The sequence below is a fragment of the Achromobacter pulmonis genome, assembly GCF_021733725.1.
In the GTDB taxonomy this organism is placed as follows: domain Bacteria; phylum Pseudomonadota; class Gammaproteobacteria; order Burkholderiales; family Burkholderiaceae_B; genus Achromobacter; species Achromobacter pulmonis.
Genome location: NZ_JAIFOT010000001.1, coordinates 2209909 through 2229225 on the forward strand (window position 1 = coordinate 2209909; position 19317 = coordinate 2229225).

Here is a 19317-nt window from a genome sequence, read left to right on the forward strand (position 1 = left end):
CGCGGCTACACTCGCAGCCATCATGGAAGAAAGCCTCTTATCCGCGGTCCACTGGCTGTTGGGCCTGCTGGCGCTGCCCTCGGTGGGCCTGCCCGCCATTTTCGTTGTGTCGCTGGTGTCCGCCACGCTGCTGCCGCTAGGCTCCGAGCCGGCGGTGTTCGGCTACCTCAAGCTGTCGCCGGACATGTTCTGGCCCGCCATCCTGGTGGCGACCGCCGGCAATACCGTGGGAGGGGCCATCAGCTACGCCATGGGCCTGGGCGCGGAAAAAGCCGTCGAGCGCTGGAAGGAGCACCATCCCCATGCCCCGGCCGAGCGCCGCATGCGCGGCCGCTGGCACCACCGCGCCCATGACTGGATCCATCGGATGGGGCCGCCCGCGTTGCTGCTGTCTTGGCTGCCGGCCGTGGGCGATCCGCTGTGTGCGGTGGCTGGCTGGCTGCGGTTGCCGTTCTGGCCGTGCGTGGCCTACATGGCCATTGGCAAATTCCTGCGCTACTTGGTCATGACGGCCGGCCTGTTATGGCTTTTTCCCGGCCAGGTCTAGCGCTGACGTCCCACTTAATTGGGGACGCATAAACGCCGGATTGTCAGGGTTTTGGACGTTTCCCTGGGGGTATTCAGGGGCAGTTCCGGCCAATGGCATAAAATAATTTTTTAAGGGCCCCCTCTTGCCGCCATGAACGCCCCTCTCGCCAGCCACATCTTGAACGGGGCGATGCCGCCCGCAGCACCCGCGCGACTGCGCGAAATCCCCTACAACTACACGTCGTTTTCCGATCGGGAAATCGTCGGCCGTCTGCTGGGCGATGACGCCTGGAGCCTGCTGACCGACCTGCGCGGCGAGCGCCGCACCGGACGCTCCGCCCGCATGTTGTACGAGGTGCTGGGCGACATCTGGGTGGTGCGCCGCAACCCCTACCTGCAGGACGACCTGCTGGACAATCCCAAGCGCCGCAAGCAACTGATCGACGCGCTGCACCATCGCCTGGGCGAGATCGACCGCCGCCGCGAGCCGGGCGCCCCGGCCGAGGCCGGCCATGATCCGCACCGTGATGAAAAAGTGCTCAGTCTGCTGGGACGGGCGCGTTCTGCCATTGCCGCCTTCGAGGGCGAGTTCGACCAGACCGCCATGCTGCGCAAGCAGGCGCAGAAGGTGCTGGGCCGCATCACCGCGCGCGACAACATCAAGTTCGACGGCCTGTCGCGCGTCTCGCACGTGACCGACGCCACCGACTGGCGCGTGGAGTACCCGTTCGTGGTGCTGACGCCGGATACCGAGGACGAGATCGCCGCGCTGGTCACCGCCTGTATCGAGCTGGGCCTGACCATCGTGCCGCGCGGCGGCGGCACCGGCTATACCGGCGGCGCGATTCCGCTGACCTGGAAGTCGGCCGTCATCAATACCGAGAAATTCGACAAGCTCGGCAAGGTCGAGTCCTGTATTTTACCGGGCCTGACCGAGCCCGTGGCCGTCATCCATGCCGGCGCCGGCGTGGTGACCAAGCGCGTATCGGAAGCGGCCGAAGCGGCCGGTTTCGTGTTCGCGGTGGACCCGACCTCGGCCGAGGCCTCGTGCGTGGGCGGCAACATCGCCATGAACGCCGGCGGCAAGAAGGCCGTGCTGTGGGGCACCGCGCTCGACAACCTGGCCTGGTGGCGCATGGTCGATCCGGACGGCAACTGGCTCGAAGTGACGCGCCTGGACCACAACATGGGCAAGATCCACGACGTGGACGTGGCCCGCTTTGAACTCAAGTGGTTCGACGGCCGCGGCAAGCCGGGCGAACGCCTGCTCAAGACCGAGACCCTGGAGATCGCCGGCCGCGTGTTCCGCAAGGAAGGCCTGGGCAAGGACGTCACCGATAAGTTCCTGGCCGGCCTGCCGGGTATCCAGAAGGAAGGCTGCGACGGCCTGATCACCTCGGCACGCTGGGTGCTGCACCGCATGCCCAAGCACACCCGCACGGTCTGCATGGAGTTCTTCGGCCAGGCGCGCGACGCGATTCCGTCGATCGTCGAGGTCAAGGGCTACCTGGACGGCGAGGGCCGCGCCCGTGGCGCCATCCTGGCCGGCCTGGAGCACCTGGACGAACGCTATCTGCGCGCGGTCGGCTACGCCACCAAGAGCAAGCGCGGTTCGCTGCCCAAGATGGTGCTGATCGGCGACATCGTCGGCGATGACGAAGACGCCGTCGCCGTGGCCGCCAGCGAAGTGGTGCGGCTGGCCAACACGCGCCACGGCGAAGGCTTCGTGGCGGTGAGCGCCGAGGCCCGCAAGAAATTCTGGCTGGACCGTTCGCGCACCGCCGCGATCGCGCGCCACACCAACGCCTTCAAGATCAACGAAGACGTGGTGATCCCGCTGCCGCGCATGGGCGAGTACACCGACCATATCGAGCGCATCAACATCGAGCTGTCGACCCGCAACAAGCTGCGGCTGCTGGACGCGCTGGACGATTACCTCTGTACGCCGTTGCCCGTCGGCAAGGCCGAAGACGCCGCCGACGACGATGAAGCCCGCGCCGAGGTGCTGGCCGAGCGCACGCGCCAGGCCATCGAGTTGCTGGCCGCGGCGCGCCAACGCTGGCAGTGGCTGCTGGACAACCTGGACCTGCCGCTGGCCGAGGCCATGCCGCATCTGGACGGGCTGGGCATGGCGCATCTGCGCCCCACGCTGGCCGAGCGTCTGGCGACGCAGCCGCAGGCGCGCGTGTTCGACGTGGTGCAGGACCGCACCATCCGCGTGTCGTGGAAGACCGAAGTGCTGGCCGGTCTGCAGGCCGCGTTCTCGGGCGCGGCGCGCAAGCCGATCCTGGACGAACTGGTCGCCATCCACGGCCGCGTGCTCAAGAGCCGCGTGTTCGTGGCGCTGCACATGCACGCCGGCGACGGCAACGTGCACACCAACATCCCGGTCAACTCGGACGACTACGGCATGCTGCAGGAGGCCCACCAGGCCGTCGAGCGCATCATGCAGATCGCGCGCGACCTGGACGGCGTGATCTCGGGCGAGCACGGCATCGGCCTGACCAAGTACGAGTTCCTGACCGAAGCCGAACTGGCGCCGTTCCAGGCCTACAAGCGCCGCGTCGATCCCAATGGCCACTTCAACGCGGGCAAGCTGATGCCGGGCGCGGACCTGCGCCATGCCTGGACGCCCAGCTTCAACCTGATGGGCCACGAGTCGCTGATCATGCAGCAGAGCGACATCGGCGCCATTTCGGATTCGATCAAGGACTGCCTGCGCTGCGGCAAGTGCAAACCGGTGTGCGCCACCCACGTGCCGCGCGCCAATCTGCTGTATTCGCCGCGCAACAAGATCCTGGCGACCTCGCTGCTGGTCGAGGCCTTCCTGTATGAAGAGCAGACCCGCCGCGGCGTCAGCCTGAAGCACTGGGAAGAATTCGAGGACGTGGCCGACCACTGTACCGTCTGCCACAAGTGCTACAACCCCTGTCCGGTCGATATCGACTTTGGCGACGTGTCGATGAACATGCGCGCCGTGCTGCGCCGCATGGGCCGCAAGTCGTTCAATCCGGGCACGGCCAGCGCCATGTTCTTCCTGAACGCCAAGGACCCGGCCACCATCAACGCCACCCGCAAGGCGATGGTGGGCGTGGGCTACAAGGTGCAGCGGGCCGCGCATGACCTGCTGTCGGGCCTGGTGAAGAAGCAGACCTCGGCGCCGCCGGCCACGGTCGGCAAGCCGCCGCTGCGCGAGCAGGTGGTGCACTTCGTCAACAAGAAGATGCCGGGCGGGCTGCCCAAGCAGACCGCGCGCAAGCTGCTGGACATCGAGGACGCGAACTACGTGCCGATCATCCGCGATCCCAAGGCCACCACGGCCGACACGGAAGCGGTGTTCTACTTCCCGGGCTGTGGGTCGGAGCGGTTGTTCTCGCAGGTCGGCCTGGCCACGCAGGCGATGCTGTGGCATGCCGGCGTGCAGACTGTGCTGCCGCCGGGCTACCTGTGCTGCGGCTATCCGCAGCGCGGCAACGGCATGACCGACAAGGCCGAGCAGATCATCACCGACAACCGGGTGCTGTTCCATCGCGTTGCCAACACGCTCAACTACCTGGACATCAAGACCGTGGTGGTCAGCTGTGGCACCTGCTACGACCAGTTGGCCGGCTACGAGTTCGAGAAGATCTTCCCGGGCTGCCGCCTGATCGACATCCACGAATACCTGCTGGAAAAGGGGATCAAGCTGGAAGGGGCCAAAGGCGTGCGCTACATGTACCACGACCCCTGTCACACGCCGATGAAGCTGCAGGACCCGATGAAGACCGTGCGGTCGCTGGTGGGCGATGGCGCTGTCAAGAGCGATCGCTGCTGCGGCGAATCGGGCACGCTGGCGGTCAGCCGGCCGGACATCTCGACGCAGGTGCGCTTTCGCAAGCAGGAAGAACTGCTCAAGGGCGACGCCGCGTTGCGCAGCGACGGCTTCACGGGTGACATCAAGGTGCTGACCTCGTGCCCGTCGTGCCTGCAGGGCCTGTCGCGCTACGAGGGCGACACCGGCATGGACGCCGATTACATCGTGGTCGAAATGGCGCGCCACATCCTGGGCGAAGGCTGGATGGAAGACTACGTGCGCCGCGCCAACGCGGGCGGCATCGAGCGCGTGCTGGTGTAGGACGCTGCCTTCGCGGATAGGCAGGGCGGAACGCCCGGCGGTGACGCCGGGCGTTTTGTTTGGGGCGCGCCGGGGGCCGCAGGCCACGCAGAGCTTGTGTTGCAATTTTATTGCAAATAATATTGCGTCTCAGTTTTGAATAGAGGCGATGCATTGCCCATGTCTGTTTTTCCCCGTAGTTCCCTCCTGGCCGCGCTCCTGGCGGCCATGGCCAGCCTGCCGGCCCACGCCGCGCGTCAACCCATCGGCGAGGCCCCCCTGTCCGGCGACACCGAGTTCCACTGCCGCTTCGGCCAGGACAACAGCACCGAGTGCGTGAGCACCTACCGCTACACCATCCTGACCCTGGCCGGACGCGAGCTGGTTTCGCGCATCGACCGCAGCTATGCCGAAAACGACAGCCTGAAGGTCGAGCGCGCCGAGCTGATCCAGCCCGGCGAGAAGCCGGTTCCGCTGTCGGCCACGCAGATCGATACGCGCATGGCGCCCAATCCGGATCAGGGCTTTCTGCGGCAGAAGCAGACGTCGCTGGCCTTTCCCAACCTGCGGGTGGGCAGCACCATCGTCTACACCCTGCGCGAACGCTTTGCCGGCGTGCCGTCGGCCACACAATTCCACTACCTGCTCGACCTGCAGCCGCGCGCCGTGCGCCAGGAGCGCTTCCGGGCCGAGTTCAGCGCCGACCGCCCGATGGTCTGGCGCGGCCAGGCCATGGATGACTACCGCATCGAGGCAACGCCCGACGCCAAGCACATCACGGTGACGCTGAAGGCCCCGCCGTACTACTACGCCTACGTCAACGAGTCGGACCGCGGTTATCTGCGGCAGGCGCCGCGCCTGGAAATCGGCAGTTCCGACGCGCTGCAGGATTACTTCGGGCCGTTCGCCAAGCGCTACAACGCGATCCTGTCGGCCGCGCTGCCGCCGAACGCCGCCGCGGCGGTCGCGGCGCAGCGCGGCCAGCCCGGGCCGCAGGCGGTGGCCGGCCTGATGCGCCATTTGCACGAACACTACCGCTACCTGGGCGACTGGCGCAGCAGCGAGCGCGGCCAGATTCCGTTCGCGCTCGACGAGATCGAGCGCCGGGGCTATGGCGACTGCAAGGATCTGGCCGTGTTGCTGGTGGCCATGCTGCGTGCGGCCGGCATCGAGGCCGAACCCGCGCTGGTGGCGCGCGGCACCCTGGCGCCGGCGGTCCTGCTGCCCGGGCTGGCGGCGCCCAATCACGCCATCGTGCGGGCCCGGGTGCAGGGCGCGACCTGGTGGCTGGACCCCACCAATCCCGTGTTCGTGCCGGGCTTCACTATGCCCGACATTCAGCAGCGCTGGGCGTTCGTCATGGACCGCCAGGGCAATGTGCGGCGCGAGGATATCCCGCTGGAAAGTCCCGGCGTCGGCGTCGCGGTGACGCGCAACGAACGTTTCGGCGAAGGCGGCCAGGCCCGGGTGCGCGCCTCGGTCGAGCTCGGGCGCATGGTGGCGGCGCAAGTCAGCGTGGGTGATCGGCAGAACGGCGCGACGGCGATGGACCAGGCCCTATGCCGCGGCTTTGCCGCCGAGAACCAGGACTGCCAGCTGCAACGCGCCGCCAGCGATTTCGTGGTGCCCGCCGCGTATCGCATCGACGCCACGCTGCGCGATCTGCGTGCGCTGGAACGGGTGGGCGGGCAATATCTGTACGCGCAATCGCACTTGGGCGATGAGTGGGAGTCTTTTGCGCGCTATCGCCAGACCGGCCAGTTGGCGGATATCTACCTGGGCACGCCCGAAACCGCGTCCTACGACGTGACGTTGGCGGGCGGCCGGGTCGACGCGCCGGCGCTGCATTGCCAGGTGCGGTCGCCCTGGATCGACGTGGACCTGGACGGCAAGCCCGCCGCATCGGGTTACCAATACCGGTATCGCAGCGTGCGCAAGGTCAGCTGGTTCAGCCACGACGATATCGTGTCCGAGGCGTTCGGCCAGGCCATCGAACAGGGCCGGCGGTGCGTGGAGTCGCTGCGCCTGGCGGTTCGGCTGCCGGGCAAGTGACCGGCCCAGCGGGCGGCCGGCGCGGCCGCCAAACAAAAACGCGGCCCCGTGGGGGGCCGCGTTTTTCATGGGCAGGGCGGGCTCATTCGAGCTTGATGTTGGCCTTCTTGATCACTTCGGCCCAGGTGGCGCGTTCCTTGTCGGCATAAGCCTTGAAGTCCTGCGCCGACATCGGCATCGGGATCACGCCCATGTCCAGCATCTTCTGCGAAACGGCCGGCGACTTCAGCGTGGCGTCGAGTTCGGCGGACAGCTTCTTGACCACCGGCTCGGGCAGGCCGGCGGGAGCCACCAGGCCTTGCCAGGCGTAGGCGGTGAAGTCGGACACGCCCTGTTCGGCCATGGTGGGCGTGTCGGGCAGCACGGCGACGCGCTCGGGTGTGGCCGCGCCCAGCACGCGCAGTTTGCCGGCCTTGACGTTGGGCAGGCCGGCGGCCAGGTCGATGAACATCACGTCCACCTGTCCGCCCAGCAGGTCCTGGATCGCGGGCGCCGCGCCCTTGTAGGGCACGTGCAGCAGGTTGGCGCCGGTGCGCTGTTTGAACAGCTCCAGCGCCAGATGGTGCGGCGAGCCGGCGCCTGCCGAGGCGGCGGTCAGCTTGCCGGGTTCCTTCTTGGCGGCCTGGATCACGTCAGCGACCGTCTTGTAGGGCGAATTGACGTTCACCGCCAGCAGCAGCGGGAACTTGGCGATGCCGCCGATGTAGGTGAACTTGGCCGGGTCATAGGCCAGCTTGGCGTACAGCGTCGGGTTGTAGGCCAGCGTGCCGGAGTCGGCGGTGCCGATGACGTAGCCGGTAGGGTCGGCCTGCGAGATCGCGGTGGCGCCGATGATGGTGGCGGCGCCAGGGCGGTTCTCGACCACGATGGTCTGGCCCAGCGGCTTTTCCATGCCGCTGGCGACGGTGCGCGCGACCACGTCGGCGCCGCCGCCGGCCGGGTAGGGCACGATCCAGCGGATGGGCTGGGCGGGCCAGGATTGGGCTGCGGCCGTGGTGGCGGCGAGCGACAGGGCGGCAAGCGCCAACAGGCGCCGGGCGTGCTTGTGCATGGAATGTCTCCTCATTTTTTTGCGACGCTATTATGCCCCGGGCGCGCGGCAATATGCGCCTGTTTCGCGCCCCGGAATCAGCGACTTATTGCGGATCGGGGTAGCTGCGGGCGCCGAAGATGGCGGTGCCGATGCGCACTTCGGTCGAGCCTTCCTCGATCGCCAGCTCGAAATCGCCGCTCATGCCCATCGACAGCCGTTCCAGCGATACGCCGGGGAGGCCTTCCTGGCGCAGTTGGTCGCGCAGCTCGCGCAGGGCGCGGAAGCAGGCGCGGACCGCCAGCGCATCGGGGGAATTCACGGCCATGGTCATCAGGCCCTGCACGCGCAACGTGGGGAAGTCCGCCGCGATGCGGCGCAGAAAGGCGGCGACATCGCCGGGCGCCATGCCGTACTTGCTGGGCTCGGTGGAGGTCTTGACCTGCACCAGCACGTCCAGGGTCCGACCCTCGTTGACCAGGCGACGGTGCAGCGCCTCGGCCAGATCCAGGCGGTCGAGCGATTGCAGTTCGGTGGCGTCGCGGGCGGCGTCCTTGGCTTTGTTGGTCTGCAGGTGGCCGATCAGCACCCATTGCAGGCCCTGGCCGGCCAGGGCCGCGGCCTTCTGGCGCAATTCCTGGGTCTTGTTCTCGCCGAAGCGGTTCAGGCCCAGCGCCATGGCCTCGCGGATGGCGTCGACCTCGAATGTCTTGCTGACGGGCAGCAGGGTCACGCTGTCCGGCGTCCGGCCGGCGCGTGCGCAGGCCTGGGCGATGCGTTGCCGGATCCGGGCCAGGCGGGTGGCCATGGTGTCTACTTCGGTCATGCGGCTCTCTTGGGAAAGGGATGTCCCATAGTGTAGGACGCGCGCGCACCGTTTCGCCACACCGGGGCCGCGCCCGGCGCCATCTTCGTTGACCCTGTCCAAAGCGCAGGCTTAGAATTTCAGCACATTTGTTTAGATTTCAATGTTCTAGCCCCGCCGGCGTGGTCCCGATGGATCGTGCGGCTTCCTTCCCCTTCTCGTTGTTCCCCTCCGCCATGTCCAGCGCCGCGCCCGAGTACGCTTTTGCCACGCCCTTCCTGAATCCCCCCGCTTCTCCGATCCGTTCGCTCATGCCCTACGCGTTGCGCCCGGGCACGATCTCGCTGGCGGGCGGCTATCCCGCCCAGGAACTGTTCGACGTGGATGGCCTGTCGATTGCTTCGACCCAGGTGCTGGCGCGCCTGGGCGCCTGCCTGCAGTATTCGAACATCGATGGCCAGGCCAGCCTGCGCCATGAACTGGCCCGCTTGTCGGCGGCGCGCGGCCTGCAGTGCAACGCGGATACCGAGCTGGCCGTCACCGGCGGTTCGCAGCAGGCGCTGGCACTGTTGAGCCGGGTGATGCTGCAACCGGGCGACCACGCCATCATCGAATCGCCCGCTTTCCCCAATTCCGTGCAGGCGCTGCGCTACACCGGCGCCACCGTGCACACCGTGGCATCGGGCCCTGACGGCATCGACATCGACGCGCTCGACGAGCTGGCCTCCCGCGTCAAGCCCAAGATCGTGTGTGTGGTGGCGTCGTTTTCCAATCCCTGCGGCGCCACCCTTTCGCGCCAGCGCCGTTTGCGCCTGCTGGACCTGGCGGTCAAGCACCGTTTCCTGATTGTCGAGGACGACCCCTACAGCGAGCTGCGCTTCGCCGGCGAAGCGGTGCCGCCGATCATGGCGCTGGCCGAGGGCGAGGCCCGCCACTGGGCCGTGTATCTGGCCAGCATGTCCAAGACCATGGCGCCGGCCCTGCGCATCGGCTGGCTGGTGGCGCCGGCCGAGATCCGCCGCCGCTGTGTCGGCGCCAAGGCCGCCGACGATATGGCCTCGTCCGCCTGGATCCAGGAAGTGGTCGCGCAATACCTGGCCAACGGCCGCTATGAAGAGCACGTGCCGCGTATCCGGGCGGCCTATGGCCAGCGCTGCGACGCCATGGCCACGGCCCTGGCGCGCGAGCTGGACGGCCGCATCACCTTCAGCAAGCCCGAGGGCGGCATGTTCTTCTGGGCGCGCCTGACCGGCGAGGTGGACGCCACCCGCCTGTTGCCCTACGCCATCGAGCACGAGGTGGTCTACGTGCCCGGCAAGGCGTTCTACGCCGACCCGGCGCGGGCCGACCTGCATGCCATGCGCATGTCGTTCGCCACCATGAACGGAAGCCAGATCGCCCAGGGCATGGAGCGCCTGAGCCGCGCGCTGGATGCCTGCGAGGCCAACGAACCGGTGTCGATCTCGCTGGCGGCGTGATATACCCAAATGCATGCTGGTTATTTGGCGGACGCGCCGCGGGCCGATAAGCTTCTCGCCTTGACGCGCTCGCGCGTCCCGGAACAACAGGAAAACGAGTCATGAACATTGCAAAAGGGTTGGCGGGCGCGGCGATGCTGTTTGCCGTGGCACAAGGGGCGCAGGCGGCAACGCTGGACGTGGTGCGCCAGCGCGGCGCGGTCGCCTGCGGCACCACCACCGGCTTTGCCGGTTTTTCCGCGCCCGACGCGCAGGGCAAGTGGCAGGGGCTGGACGTTGACCTGTGCCGCGCCATCGCCGCGGCCGTGTTCGGCGATGCCGACAAGATCAAGGTGGTGCCGCTCAATTCACAGCAGCGCTTCACCGCGCTGCAGTCCGGCGAAGTCGACGTGCTGACCCGCAACACCACCGTGACGCAGCAGCGCGACACGGCGCTGGGCCTGATCCATGCCGGCATCAATTTCTACGATGGCCAGGGCTTCCTGGTGCCCAAGTCGCTGGGCGTCAAGAGCGCCAAGGAGATCAACGGCGCGACCATTTGCCTGCAGACCGGCACCTCCAACGAGAACACGCTGGCCGACTGGGCGCGCGCCAACAACGTCACCTACAAGCCGGTGGTGATCGAGACCTTCAACGAAGTGGTCAACGCCTTCGCCGCGGGCCGCTGCGACGTGTTCTCGACCGATGCCTCGGGCCTGGCCTCGATCCGCATCTCCAAGCTGCAGAATCCCGATGACTACGTGGTGCTGCCCGAGATCATCTCGAAGGAACCGCTGGGTCCGTTCGTGCGCCAGGGCGACGACGCCTGGCTGAACATCGTGCGCTGGTCGCTGTCGGCCATGATCGAGGCCGAGGAGTACGGCGTGACCTCCCGCAACGTCGATGAGCAGACCAAGAGCAACAACCCCAACATCAAGCGCATCCTGGGCGTGACGCCTGGCGCTGGCGCCAACCTGGGGCTGGACGAGAAGTGGGCCTACAACATCATCAAGCAGGTCGGCAATTACGGCGAGAGTTTCGAGCGCAATGTCGGCCAGGGCAGCCCGCTGAAGATCAAGCGCGGCCTGAATGCGCAATGGACGCAGGGCGGTTTGATGTACGCGCTGCCGATCCGCTGAGCGCGGCGCGAGCAGGCCCCCGGGGGCCGCGGCCGCGCAAAAAAAACCGATGCCGCGGCATCGGTTTTTTTTGCCTGGCCCGGATCGTCAGCGGCGTTGATATACCTGGGCGATGCGGGTGAACGCCGCGCGCAGTTCGCGCGTGCCGCCCTGGAAGATCACCGGCCGGCCGCGGCGCGTGAAGACCACCAGCCGCTTGGAGAAAATCATCGGCACGAAGCGGGCCTCGCGCACGTCTTCCCAGGCGACCTCGCGGCGCGAGAACCAGGTCTGGCGCAGGCCGTGTTCGTCGATGGTGGTGATGGAGGTCTGCATATGCCACGACACGAACAGCAGGCCGATGAAGCACAGGCCCGCCACCACGGCCATGGAACTGTCCAGCGGCTGGCCCGGGGCGCGGATGCTGCTGGTGACGACCTGCACGCCTAGCACGGCCAGGATGACCCAGGTCAGGATGCGCACCCAATCGGGCCAGGCCTGCCCCGACAGGGGCAGCGGGCCGATGGCGCGCAACAGGGCGGCGTGATCCTCGGGCGAGGGGGGCGGGACGGGGGACGTCATGCGGCGGCGGGATTCCGGTAGCGTGGCGAGAAGACGTGCGCCGGGTGGCCCCGGCGCTCACGCGAAACGCGCGCAGCCATTCTACGGGTTTTCCGCGTCAGGCGGCCCGCTTGGCGGCAATGGCGTTGCCGGCCCGGCTGGAGCCCTTGCGGTTCAGGTTGGCCGACATCCATTGGCCGATGTCGACCACCGCGTCGAAGTCCACGCCGGTGTCGATGTCCAGGCCGCGCAGCATGTACAGCACGTCTTCGGTGGCGACGTTGCCGGTCGCGCCCTTGGCGTAGGGGCAGCCCCCCAGGCCGGACACCGAGGCGTGGAAGATCGAGATGCCGGTTTCGAGCGAGGCCAGGATGTTGGCCAGCGCCTGGCCATAGGTATCGTGGAAGTGGCCCGAGACGCGCGCCGGATCGACCACGCGGGTGACCGCGGCCATCACGTCGCGCACGCGCTGCGGCGTGCCCACGCCGATGGTGTCGGCCACGTCGATCTCGTCGACCTGCATGGCCAGGTAGCGCTGGGCCACGTCGACCACGGCTTCGATCGGCACTTCTCCCTGGTACGGACAGCCCAGCGCGCAACTGATGCTGCCGCGCACGCGGATGCCGGCCTCGCGCGCGGCCTGCACCACGGGCTCGAAGCGCGCAATGGATTCGGCGATGGAGCAGTTGATGTTCTTTTGCGAGAAGGCTTCGCTGGCCGCGCCGAAGATGACGATTTCGTCCGCGCGGGCCGCCAGGGCGCCCTCGAAGCCCTTCATGTTGGGCGTGAGCACCGAGTAGATCGTGCCGGGGCGGCGCTGGATGCGCGCCATGACGTCGGCGCCGTCGGCCATCTGCGGCACCCACTTGGGCGACACGAACGAGGCCGCCTCGACGTTGGGAAAGCCGGCGGCCGCGAGGCGGTCGATCAGTTCCACCTTGATGTCGGTGGGCACGAATTCCTTTTCGTTCTGCAGGCCGTCGCGGGGCGAAACCTCGACGATCTTGACGCGTGTGGGCAATGCCATGTCTCTTCCTGTATCGGTATCGGCGGGCGGCCGCGGCGGCGGCCCGGTGCCAGAGACAATATTAGCGCCATCGCCAAGGGCGCTGTCCGTGGCTTGCCGCGAGGGCGTCCGCGCGCCGGCCACGACGCCGCCTCGTCCGGGCGCGGCGCCGTTACTTCAGGCGCTGGAAGCGGCCGTCGTCCAGGCGCGCGACGCACGCGGCCAGTTCGAGTTCGAGCAATTGCGCCTGCAGCGTGGCGGTGTCCAGACCGCAGCGCGCCTGCAGCGCGTCCAGGTGCAGGGGGTCGAAGCCGAGCGCGTCGAGCACCGGATGAACGGGGGCCGTGTCTGCGGCCGGCGCCTGGGCGCGGCGGGCGCCTGGCTGCGGTCCGCCGCCCAGCTCGTCGGTGATGTCGGCGGCGGTTTCCACCAGCTTGGCGCCCTGGCGGATCAGCGCATGGCAACCGCGCGACAGCGGCGAATGGATCGAGCCGGGAATGGCGAACACCTCGCGCCCGCTTTCGCCCGCCAGCCGCGCGGTGATCAGCGAGCCGCTCTGCCTGGCCGCCTCCACTACCAGCACGCCCCGGGCCAGCCCGGCCACGATGCGATTGCGCTTGGGGAAGTGCTGCGGCAGGGCGCCCGTGCCCAGCGGCAGTTCCGACACCAGCGCGCCGTGCGCGGCGATGCGATGCGCCAGATCGCGGTGGCGCGCGGGATAGATGCGGTCGATGCCGGTGCCCATGACGGCGACGGTGCCGGCGCCCTCAGGGCCGGCCTCCAGCGCGCCTTCATGGGCCGCCGCGTCGATACCCAGGGCCAGGCCGCTGATCACGCGCCAGCCATGGCCGGCCAGGTGGCGGGCGAAGGCGCGGGCGTTTTCCTGGCCGCCGGGCGTGGCGTTGCGCGCGCCCACCACCGCCAACGCCGGCCCCTGCAGATAGGCCGGGTCGCCGGTCACGTAGAGCAGGATGGGGGGATCGGCGATCGTCAGCAGGTTTTGCGGATAGCCCGGGTCGGACAGCGTCAGGACGTGGTGGCCGGGCGCCTCGACCCATTGCAGCGCGCTGTCGACCTGGGCCGCCATATCGGCCGGCATGGGCGCGGCCAGCTGGCGTGCCAGCGCCTCCGGCAGTTGGCGCGCCAGGGCCGTGGCGCGCTGGGCGTAGATCTGTTCGGGTAGGCCCAGGGCGCCCAGCAGCGTGCAGGCGGTGGCAGAACCGATACCCGGTTCCAGGGACAGGCGCAGCCAGGCGGACAATTCAGCGGCGGTGTGGGTGAGCGGCATGGGCAAGGGCGCCGGGGGGGCCGGCGCGGCAAAGGCAGGGGGCGAAGCGCGCACAGGCGCGCCGGACGTCCGAGAGTGTCGCACGGCGGCCGGGCGGGACCACGCGGGGCGGACCGAATCGTCCCGGCCGCCGCCGGCCAAAACGGGGTCGGGCCGGTCTTCGATAATCCCTGGGTTAGCCGAAAACTATTAGAAATCAAGACTCTAATGAATTAAACTCTTACTCGGACACCAATTACCGACGATCCCTTTTCAATGGCTTTACTCCCTATTCTTCGCTACCCGGATCCGCGCTTGCACAAAAAGGCCAAGCCGGTCGCCGAGGTCGATGACCGCATCCGTCAACTGGTGCGCGACATGGCCGAAACCATGTACGACGCGCCGGGCGTGGGCCTGGCCGCGACCCAGGTCGACGTGCACGAGCGCGTGGTCGTCATCGACGTCTCCGAAGAAAGCAACCAGCTGCTGGTGCTGATCAATCCCGAGATCACCTGGCGCAGCGACGATTACAAGATCTACGAGGAAGGCTGCCTGTCGGTTCCCGGCATCTACGACGAAGTCGAGCGCGCCTCGCGCATCCGCTGCAAAGCCCTGGACATCGACGGCAAGCCGTTCGAGTTCGATGCCGACGGCCTGCTGGCGGTGTGCGTGCAGCACGAGCTCGACCACCTGGAGGGCAAGGTATTCGTCGAATACCTGTCCAACCTGAAGCAGAACCGTATCAAGACCAAGCTGAAAAAGGCCGAGCGCGAAGCGCTGCGCGCCTGACGCCCGTCTCCTTCTTCCCGGTCCGATCCCCATGCGCCTCGTTTTTGCCGGCACGCCGGAATTCGCCCGTATCGCCTTCGACGCCCTGCGGGCGGCGGGGCACGATATTCCCCTGGTCATGACCCAGCCCGACCGTCCGGCCGGGCGCGGGCTCAAGCTGACGCCCAGCCCCGTCAAGCAGGCGGCGCTGGACGCCGGCATCGAGGTGGCCCAGCCGCGCAGCCTGCGGCTGGATGGCCGTTATCCCGATGAAGCTGCCGAGGCGCGCGCCTTGCTCGAACGCGTGGCGCCCGATGTGATGGTGGTCGCCGCCTATGGCCTGATCCTGCCGCAGTGGGTGCTCGACCTGCCGCGCCTGGGCTGCCTGAACATCCACGCCAGCCTGCTGCCGCGCTGGCGCGGCGCGGCGCCGATCCAGCGCGCCATCGAGGCGGGTGATGACCGCAGCGGGGTCACCATCATGCAGATGGATGCGGGCCTGGATACCGGCGACATGCTGCTCGAACGCATCGTGCCGATCGGCGCCGACGCCAATGCCGCGCAATTGCACGACGCGCTGGCGCAGGCCGGCGGCGAGGCGATCGTGGCGGCCCTGGCCGCGCTGGCCCAGGGCGGCCTGACGCCCACTCCGCAGCCCGAGGAAGGCGTGACCTATGCCGCCAAGCTGGACAAGGCCGAGGCCGCGCTCGATTGCAGCCAGCCGGCCGAATTGCTGTCGCGCCGCGTGCGCGCCTTCAATCCGGTGCCGGGCGCCAGCATTCGCCTGCCCGGTTTGGCCGATCCCGTGAAGGTGTGGCGCGCGCAGGCCTTGCCGCAGCCTGCCACCGCGGCGCCGGGCAGCGTGCTGCGCGCGGATGCCGAAGGCATCGACATCGCGACCGGCGAGGGCGTGCTGCGCTTGCTGGAGCTGCAGAAGGCCGGCGGCAAGCGCCAGCCGGTGGACGTATTCGTGCGCGGCTGGCAGCCGGCCTGACGCCGTACACGGCCGCGTCGTGGCGGGCCGCCCTTTGTCAGGGACGCCCGGCCAGCAGGTCCAGGTAGGCGCCCGCCAACAACTGGTCCGGCGCGACCTGCAGGCTGGCGAGCAGTTCGTGAGCCTCGGCCATGCCGGCCTCGACGCTTGCGCCGTCGCGCAGCACGACCTCCAGTTCCAGGAATTCCCCCAGCCCTTCGACCCGGTCCAGGTGGATGCGGGTGCGCCCGGCCATGAACAGCAGGCGCTGCTTGCGCACGCGGCCGATCACGCCGTGGGCCAGCGCCAGCGTTTCGCGCAGGGTGTCGGGCGCCGCTGTCGGCGAGATGACGTAGAAGCTTTCCTTGGGTCCGGTATCGTCGGCGCGGCGGTAGAAGATCAGTTCGCCCGTGCCGTCGCCGAAGTCGCGCAGCTTGAGGCGGCCGTTGGCGCAGGCGAAGAAGGTGTCGTCCTGGGCGATGCCCACGGGCGCGGCGCCCGATAGCGCCGCCGCCAGCGGTTCGAGGGCGGCCAGGCTGGCGACCCGGGCCTTGATCTCGACATTGCGCGCCATTCTGTTTCCTCGGAGGGCGGCCGCTCAGGCCAGCACGGCGGGCAGGTCGGCGACCTGCATGATCAATTCGTCGGGGGCGCGCTCGCGCAGCGCGTCCACGTGGTTGTAGCCCCAGGCCACCGAGCCCACCTGCACGCCGGCCTTGCGGGCCGCGTCGATGTCGCGTATTTCGTCGCCGATCAGCAGGAAGCGCGCCGCGGGCGTGCCATGGCGTTGCAGCAGGCGTTCAATCTTGGCGGCCTTGCCGAACAGGTCGGTGCCGCATTCATAGTCGTCGAACAGCGCGGCGGTTTCCGGTCCGAGCACCCGCTGCACGTTTTCGAGCGAATTGGAGCTGACCACGGCCAGGCGCAGGCCGTCCGCCTTCATGCGCGCCAGCGCCTGCGGAATGCCGTCGAACATATGGACGCCGGGATCGATCTCCTGCATCAGCGTGCGCGCGTGCGCCAGGATGGCGGGCAGCTTCCACAGCGGGATGCCCAGGAATTTCAGGATTTCGGTGGCGTCGCGGTGGCGCAATTGCTCGCGCTCGGCGGCGTCGATCTTGCGAAAACCGTATTTGTCGGCAACGGTGTTCAGGATGGAATTGAACCAGGGCATGGTGTCCGCCAAGGTTCCGTCGAAATCGAAGGCTGCGAGGTCGTATTTCAAGTAAACAATCCGATGCCGGGCTACATGGGGTGAAGCAGATACTGCACCACGGGCGCCAGGTCTTCAAGCGGCGGGGCGCCGGCGACGACGCGCCGCGCGTTGGTCCAGGGATAATCCAGCCCCAGCAGCCAGCCGAAGACGGCGTCGGTGTCGCTAGCCGGCAGCGTCACCATGGTCTCGATGGTGATGGTCAGGTGCGTGGCGCGGTAGGGGTCGGGCTGGAAGGTCCAGTCATAGCGGCCACAGCCCACCCGCACGTTGCCCGTGGCCTTCTCGGTCATGCCGACAATCCAGTCACAGGAATAATCGGACAGATGCGCATCGGACGCGGGCCGCGCCAGGTAGAAGGTGTAGACGTTGTCGTAGGTCTGGCCGAACTTGCGCACCAGCGTGTCGGTGATCGCGGCCAGGCCGTGGGACTCGGGCGGGAACGCGATGGCCTGCGTACGCAGCGCCATCTTCAGCACCGCTTCCGGCGCGAAAGCACGCGCCATGTAGTGCGGGCGGTTTTCGTCCTTGGCGTGGAAGTAATCGCGCAATACGGACTCGGTGCTGGCGGGAGACGACGAACCGGAGGACATTGCGGAGCTTTCCTTGGAAGTGGGTTAAGGGGCGCGGTGCTCGGGCTTGACCGGCTCGAACCACTTGGAGACGTTGGGCGGCTCGTAGATGGCGTAGCGGTCCAGCAGCGTGGCCGGATCGCTTTCCACCACCAGCATGTCGCGGTGCTGGGGGCGCATGAAGGCTTCCTCGACCGCGTGATCGACGAACTGCATCAGCGCGTCGTAATAGCCGGCGATGTTGAGCAGGCCGCAGGGCTTGCTGTGCATGCCGAGCTGGGCCCAGGTCCAGACCTCGAAGAACTCTTCCAGCGTGCCGGCGCCGCCAGGCAGCGCGATGAAGCCGTCGGCTTTTTCCATCATCATGGCCTTGCGCTCGTGCATGTTCTGCACCAGGTGCAGTTCGGTCAGGCCGCGATGGGCCTGTTCCTTCTTCTGCAGCAGTTCCGGGATCACGCCGATCACGCGGCCGCCGCCGGCCAGCACCTCGTTGGCGATCACGCCCATGATGCCGACGACCGAGCCGCCGTAGACCAGGCCGAGGCCGCGCTTGACCAGTTCGCGCGCCAGCACGCGGGCCTGTTCGAGGTATTCGGGGCGCGCACCGGGATTGGAGCCGCAATAGACGCAGATGTTCTTCAGGGTCATATGACGTTATTCATTGCCGAGCCCGTTACAGATTGCGTCACGGGCCTTTCGGGAAGCCGATAGTTTACGAGAAGCGCCGTGCGGGGTTTGGCGTTTCGCCTGAAAGCCCGATCCGGGGCCGTGGGCAATGTTTGGACACAGCATCTTTTCGCATGGCCGGTAGACTGGGTTGTTCGGAACGACTGGAAGTCCAGCGTCGTATTGCCAACCCACAAGGAGCTAACGATATGGAAAACACGACCCGTAACCGCGAACAGGCGAGCCGCCCCTTCGACATGGATGTGAAGGCGATCCGCGCCAAGGCGCGCCAGGACATCGAATCCGGTGCCGTCACCGATACCTATCGCGCCGACCGTCAGACCGTGCTCAAGCTGCTGAACGAGGCGTTGGCCACCGAGATCGTCTGTGTGCTGCGCTACAAGCGCCACTTCTTCATGGCCCGCGGCCTGAACGCCGAGCCGGTGGCGGCGGAATTCGCCGAGCACGCCACCCAGGAGCAGGACCACGCCGACAAGCTGGCCGAGCGCATCGTGCAACTCGGCGGCGAACCCAACCTGTCGCCCAAGGGCCTGCTGGACCGCAGCCACTCCGAGTACATCGAAGGCGCCACGCTCGAAGAGATGATCAAGGAAAACCTGATCGCCGAGCGCATCGCCATCGACAGCTACCGGCAGATGATCGACTACATCGGCGAACAGGATTCCACCACGCGCCGCCTGCTCGAGGAGATCCTGGCGGTCGAGGAAGAGCACGCCGACGATATGTCGGATTTCCTGGCCAAGCATTGAGGCCCTGACAACCCCGGCCGGCCGCGCTCAGGTCCGGCGCGCGGCGGCCGCATCATGGCGGCGCGCCGCCGCATCCAGTTGCCCGTGGTGCCGTTCCGCCCAGCGATCCAGGGCCTCCAGCGCCACATTCAGCGATCTCCCCAATTCCGTCAGGTGATAGCGCACGTGCGGCGGCACCGTGCGCAGGTCCTCGCGCCGCACCAGCCCGTGGCGCTCCAGGTCGCGCAGCGTCTGCGTCATCATTTTCTGCGAGATGCCGTCGAGCCTGCGCAGCAGTTCGTTGTTGCGCAGCGGCCCCTGGGCCAACGCCGGCAGCACCAGCGGCACCCATTTGCCGGAGATCACTTCGAGCGCGCGGCGCGACGGGCAGGCGGCGTCGAAGACGTCGGCCGGGGAAGCGGAAGAGACAGCCATGGTGAGCCTTTCATAGTTACCAAA

At 67.7% G+C, this 19317-nt stretch carries 18 protein-coding genes; 8 read left to right on the plus strand and 10 right to left on the minus strand.

Translation table 11 applies throughout. The annotated features are described in order from the left end of the window. Positions 1-22: 22 nt before the first annotated feature. From K2W61_RS10220 to K2W61_RS10230, 3 genes are all read left to right on the plus strand, one after another. Positions 23-547, plus strand: coding sequence for a YqaA family protein (locus tag K2W61_RS10220; RefSeq protein WP_175141296.1), 525 nt, complete (start codon positions 23-25; stop codon positions 545-547). 132 nt (positions 548-679) lie between these two features. Continuing rightward, positions 680-4642: a DUF3683 domain-containing protein gene (locus K2W61_RS10225; RefSeq protein ID WP_236755545.1), complete on the plus strand. Its 3963-nt coding sequence runs from the start codon at positions 680-682 to the stop codon at positions 4640-4642. A gap of 159 nt (positions 4643-4801) precedes the next feature. Further along, positions 4802-6673, plus strand: coding sequence for a DUF3857 domain-containing transglutaminase family protein (locus tag K2W61_RS10230; protein WP_236755546.1), 1872 nt, complete (start codon positions 4802-4804; stop codon positions 6671-6673). A gap of 82 nt (positions 6674-6755) precedes the next feature. On the opposite strand, the gene K2W61_RS10235 is transcribed toward K2W61_RS10230, so the two are convergent. Both K2W61_RS10235 and K2W61_RS10240 read right to left on the minus strand, forming a co-directional pair. Further along, the gene (locus K2W61_RS10235) at positions 6756-7724 is read right to left on the minus strand and encodes a Bug family tripartite tricarboxylate transporter substrate binding protein (protein WP_175132852.1); all 969 of its coding nucleotides are present in this window, start codon (positions 7722-7724) and stop codon (positions 6756-6758) included. A gap of 85 nt (positions 7725-7809) precedes the next feature. Further along, positions 7810-8529 carry a YggS family pyridoxal phosphate-dependent enzyme gene (locus K2W61_RS10240; protein WP_175141293.1) on the minus strand — a complete coding sequence of 240 codons (720 nt, stop codon included), beginning with the start codon at positions 8527-8529 and terminating at the stop codon, positions 7810-7812. A 215-nt stretch (positions 8530-8744) separates the two neighbouring features. Between K2W61_RS10240 and K2W61_RS10245 the strand changes: the two genes are divergently transcribed. Next, positions 8745-9986, plus strand: a complete 1242-nt coding sequence (locus K2W61_RS10245; protein WP_236756970.1) for an aminotransferase-like domain-containing protein — start codon at positions 8745-8747, stop codon at positions 9984-9986. A gap of 101 nt (positions 9987-10087) precedes the next feature. Further along, positions 10088-11104 (plus strand): amino acid ABC transporter substrate-binding protein, encoded by a 1017-nt coding sequence (locus K2W61_RS10250; protein ID WP_175141292.1) that lies wholly within the window; start codon positions 10088-10090, stop codon positions 11102-11104. Positions 11105-11191: 87 nt separating this feature from the next. On the opposite strand, the gene K2W61_RS10255 is transcribed toward K2W61_RS10250, so the two are convergent. The 3 genes from K2W61_RS10255 to dprA all read right to left on the minus strand — a co-directional run bounded on the left by K2W61_RS10255 (position 11192) and on the right by dprA (position 13938). After that, the gene (locus K2W61_RS10255; protein ID WP_236755547.1) at positions 11192-11665 is read right to left on the minus strand and encodes a hypothetical protein; all 474 of its coding nucleotides are present in this window, start codon (positions 11663-11665) and stop codon (positions 11192-11194) included. A gap of 97 nt (positions 11666-11762) precedes the next feature. Continuing rightward, a complete protein-coding gene (locus tag K2W61_RS10260; RefSeq protein WP_175132848.1) occupies positions 11763-12671 on the minus strand; it encodes a hydroxymethylglutaryl-CoA lyase in 909 nt (302 codons plus the stop codon). Between the two features lie 151 nt (positions 12672-12822). Then, entirely contained in the window at positions 12823-13938 is a 1116-nt protein-coding gene (gene dprA, locus K2W61_RS10265) for a DNA-processing protein DprA (RefSeq protein ID WP_236755548.1), read from the minus strand. Between the two features lie 255 nt (positions 13939-14193). Here dprA and def point away from each other — a divergent pair, with 255 nt between their 5' ends. Continuing rightward, positions 14194-14706, plus strand: coding sequence for a peptide deformylase (gene def, locus K2W61_RS10270; protein WP_006389914.1), 513 nt, complete (start codon positions 14194-14196; stop codon positions 14704-14706). A 31-nt stretch (positions 14707-14737) separates the two neighbouring features. Then, positions 14738-15679: a methionyl-tRNA formyltransferase gene (gene fmt / locus K2W61_RS10275; protein WP_236755549.1), complete on the plus strand. Its 942-nt coding sequence runs from the start codon at positions 14738-14740 to the stop codon at positions 15677-15679. Between the two features lie 37 nt (positions 15680-15716). Here the strand turns inward: fmt and K2W61_RS10280 are convergent, their stop codons facing one another. Genes K2W61_RS10280 through K2W61_RS10295 form a run of 4 tightly spaced genes read right to left on the minus strand, consistent with a single transcriptional unit; the run spans position 15717 to position 18091 of the window. After that, positions 15717-16232: a class IV adenylate cyclase gene (locus K2W61_RS10280; RefSeq protein ID WP_236755551.1), complete on the minus strand. Its 516-nt coding sequence runs from the start codon at positions 16230-16232 to the stop codon at positions 15717-15719. Positions 16233-16256: 24 nt separating this feature from the next. Next, entirely contained in the window at positions 16257-16883 is a 627-nt protein-coding gene (locus K2W61_RS10285; RefSeq protein ID WP_175132843.1) for an HAD hydrolase-like protein, read from the minus strand. Between the two features lie 20 nt (positions 16884-16903). Next, positions 16904-17464: a hypothetical protein gene (locus tag K2W61_RS10290; protein WP_175141291.1), complete on the minus strand. Its 561-nt coding sequence runs from the start codon at positions 17462-17464 to the stop codon at positions 16904-16906. Positions 17465-17488: 24 nt separating this feature from the next. Continuing rightward, the gene (locus K2W61_RS10295; RefSeq protein ID WP_175132842.1) at positions 17489-18091 is read right to left on the minus strand and encodes an LOG family protein; all 603 of its coding nucleotides are present in this window, start codon (positions 18089-18091) and stop codon (positions 17489-17491) included. 200 nt (positions 18092-18291) lie between these two features. Here K2W61_RS10295 and K2W61_RS10300 point away from each other — a divergent pair, with 200 nt between their 5' ends. Next, positions 18292-18879 (plus strand): ferritin-like domain-containing protein, encoded by a 588-nt coding sequence (locus K2W61_RS10300; protein ID WP_419761642.1) that lies wholly within the window; start codon positions 18292-18294, stop codon positions 18877-18879. Between the two features lie 27 nt (positions 18880-18906). Here K2W61_RS10300 and K2W61_RS10305 read toward each other — a convergent pair whose 3' ends face one another. Further along, complete coding sequence (locus K2W61_RS10305; protein ID WP_175132840.1) at positions 18907-19293, minus strand: winged helix-turn-helix transcriptional regulator; 387 nt, start codon at positions 19291-19293, stop codon at positions 18907-18909. Positions 19294-19317: the final 24 nt, after the last annotated feature.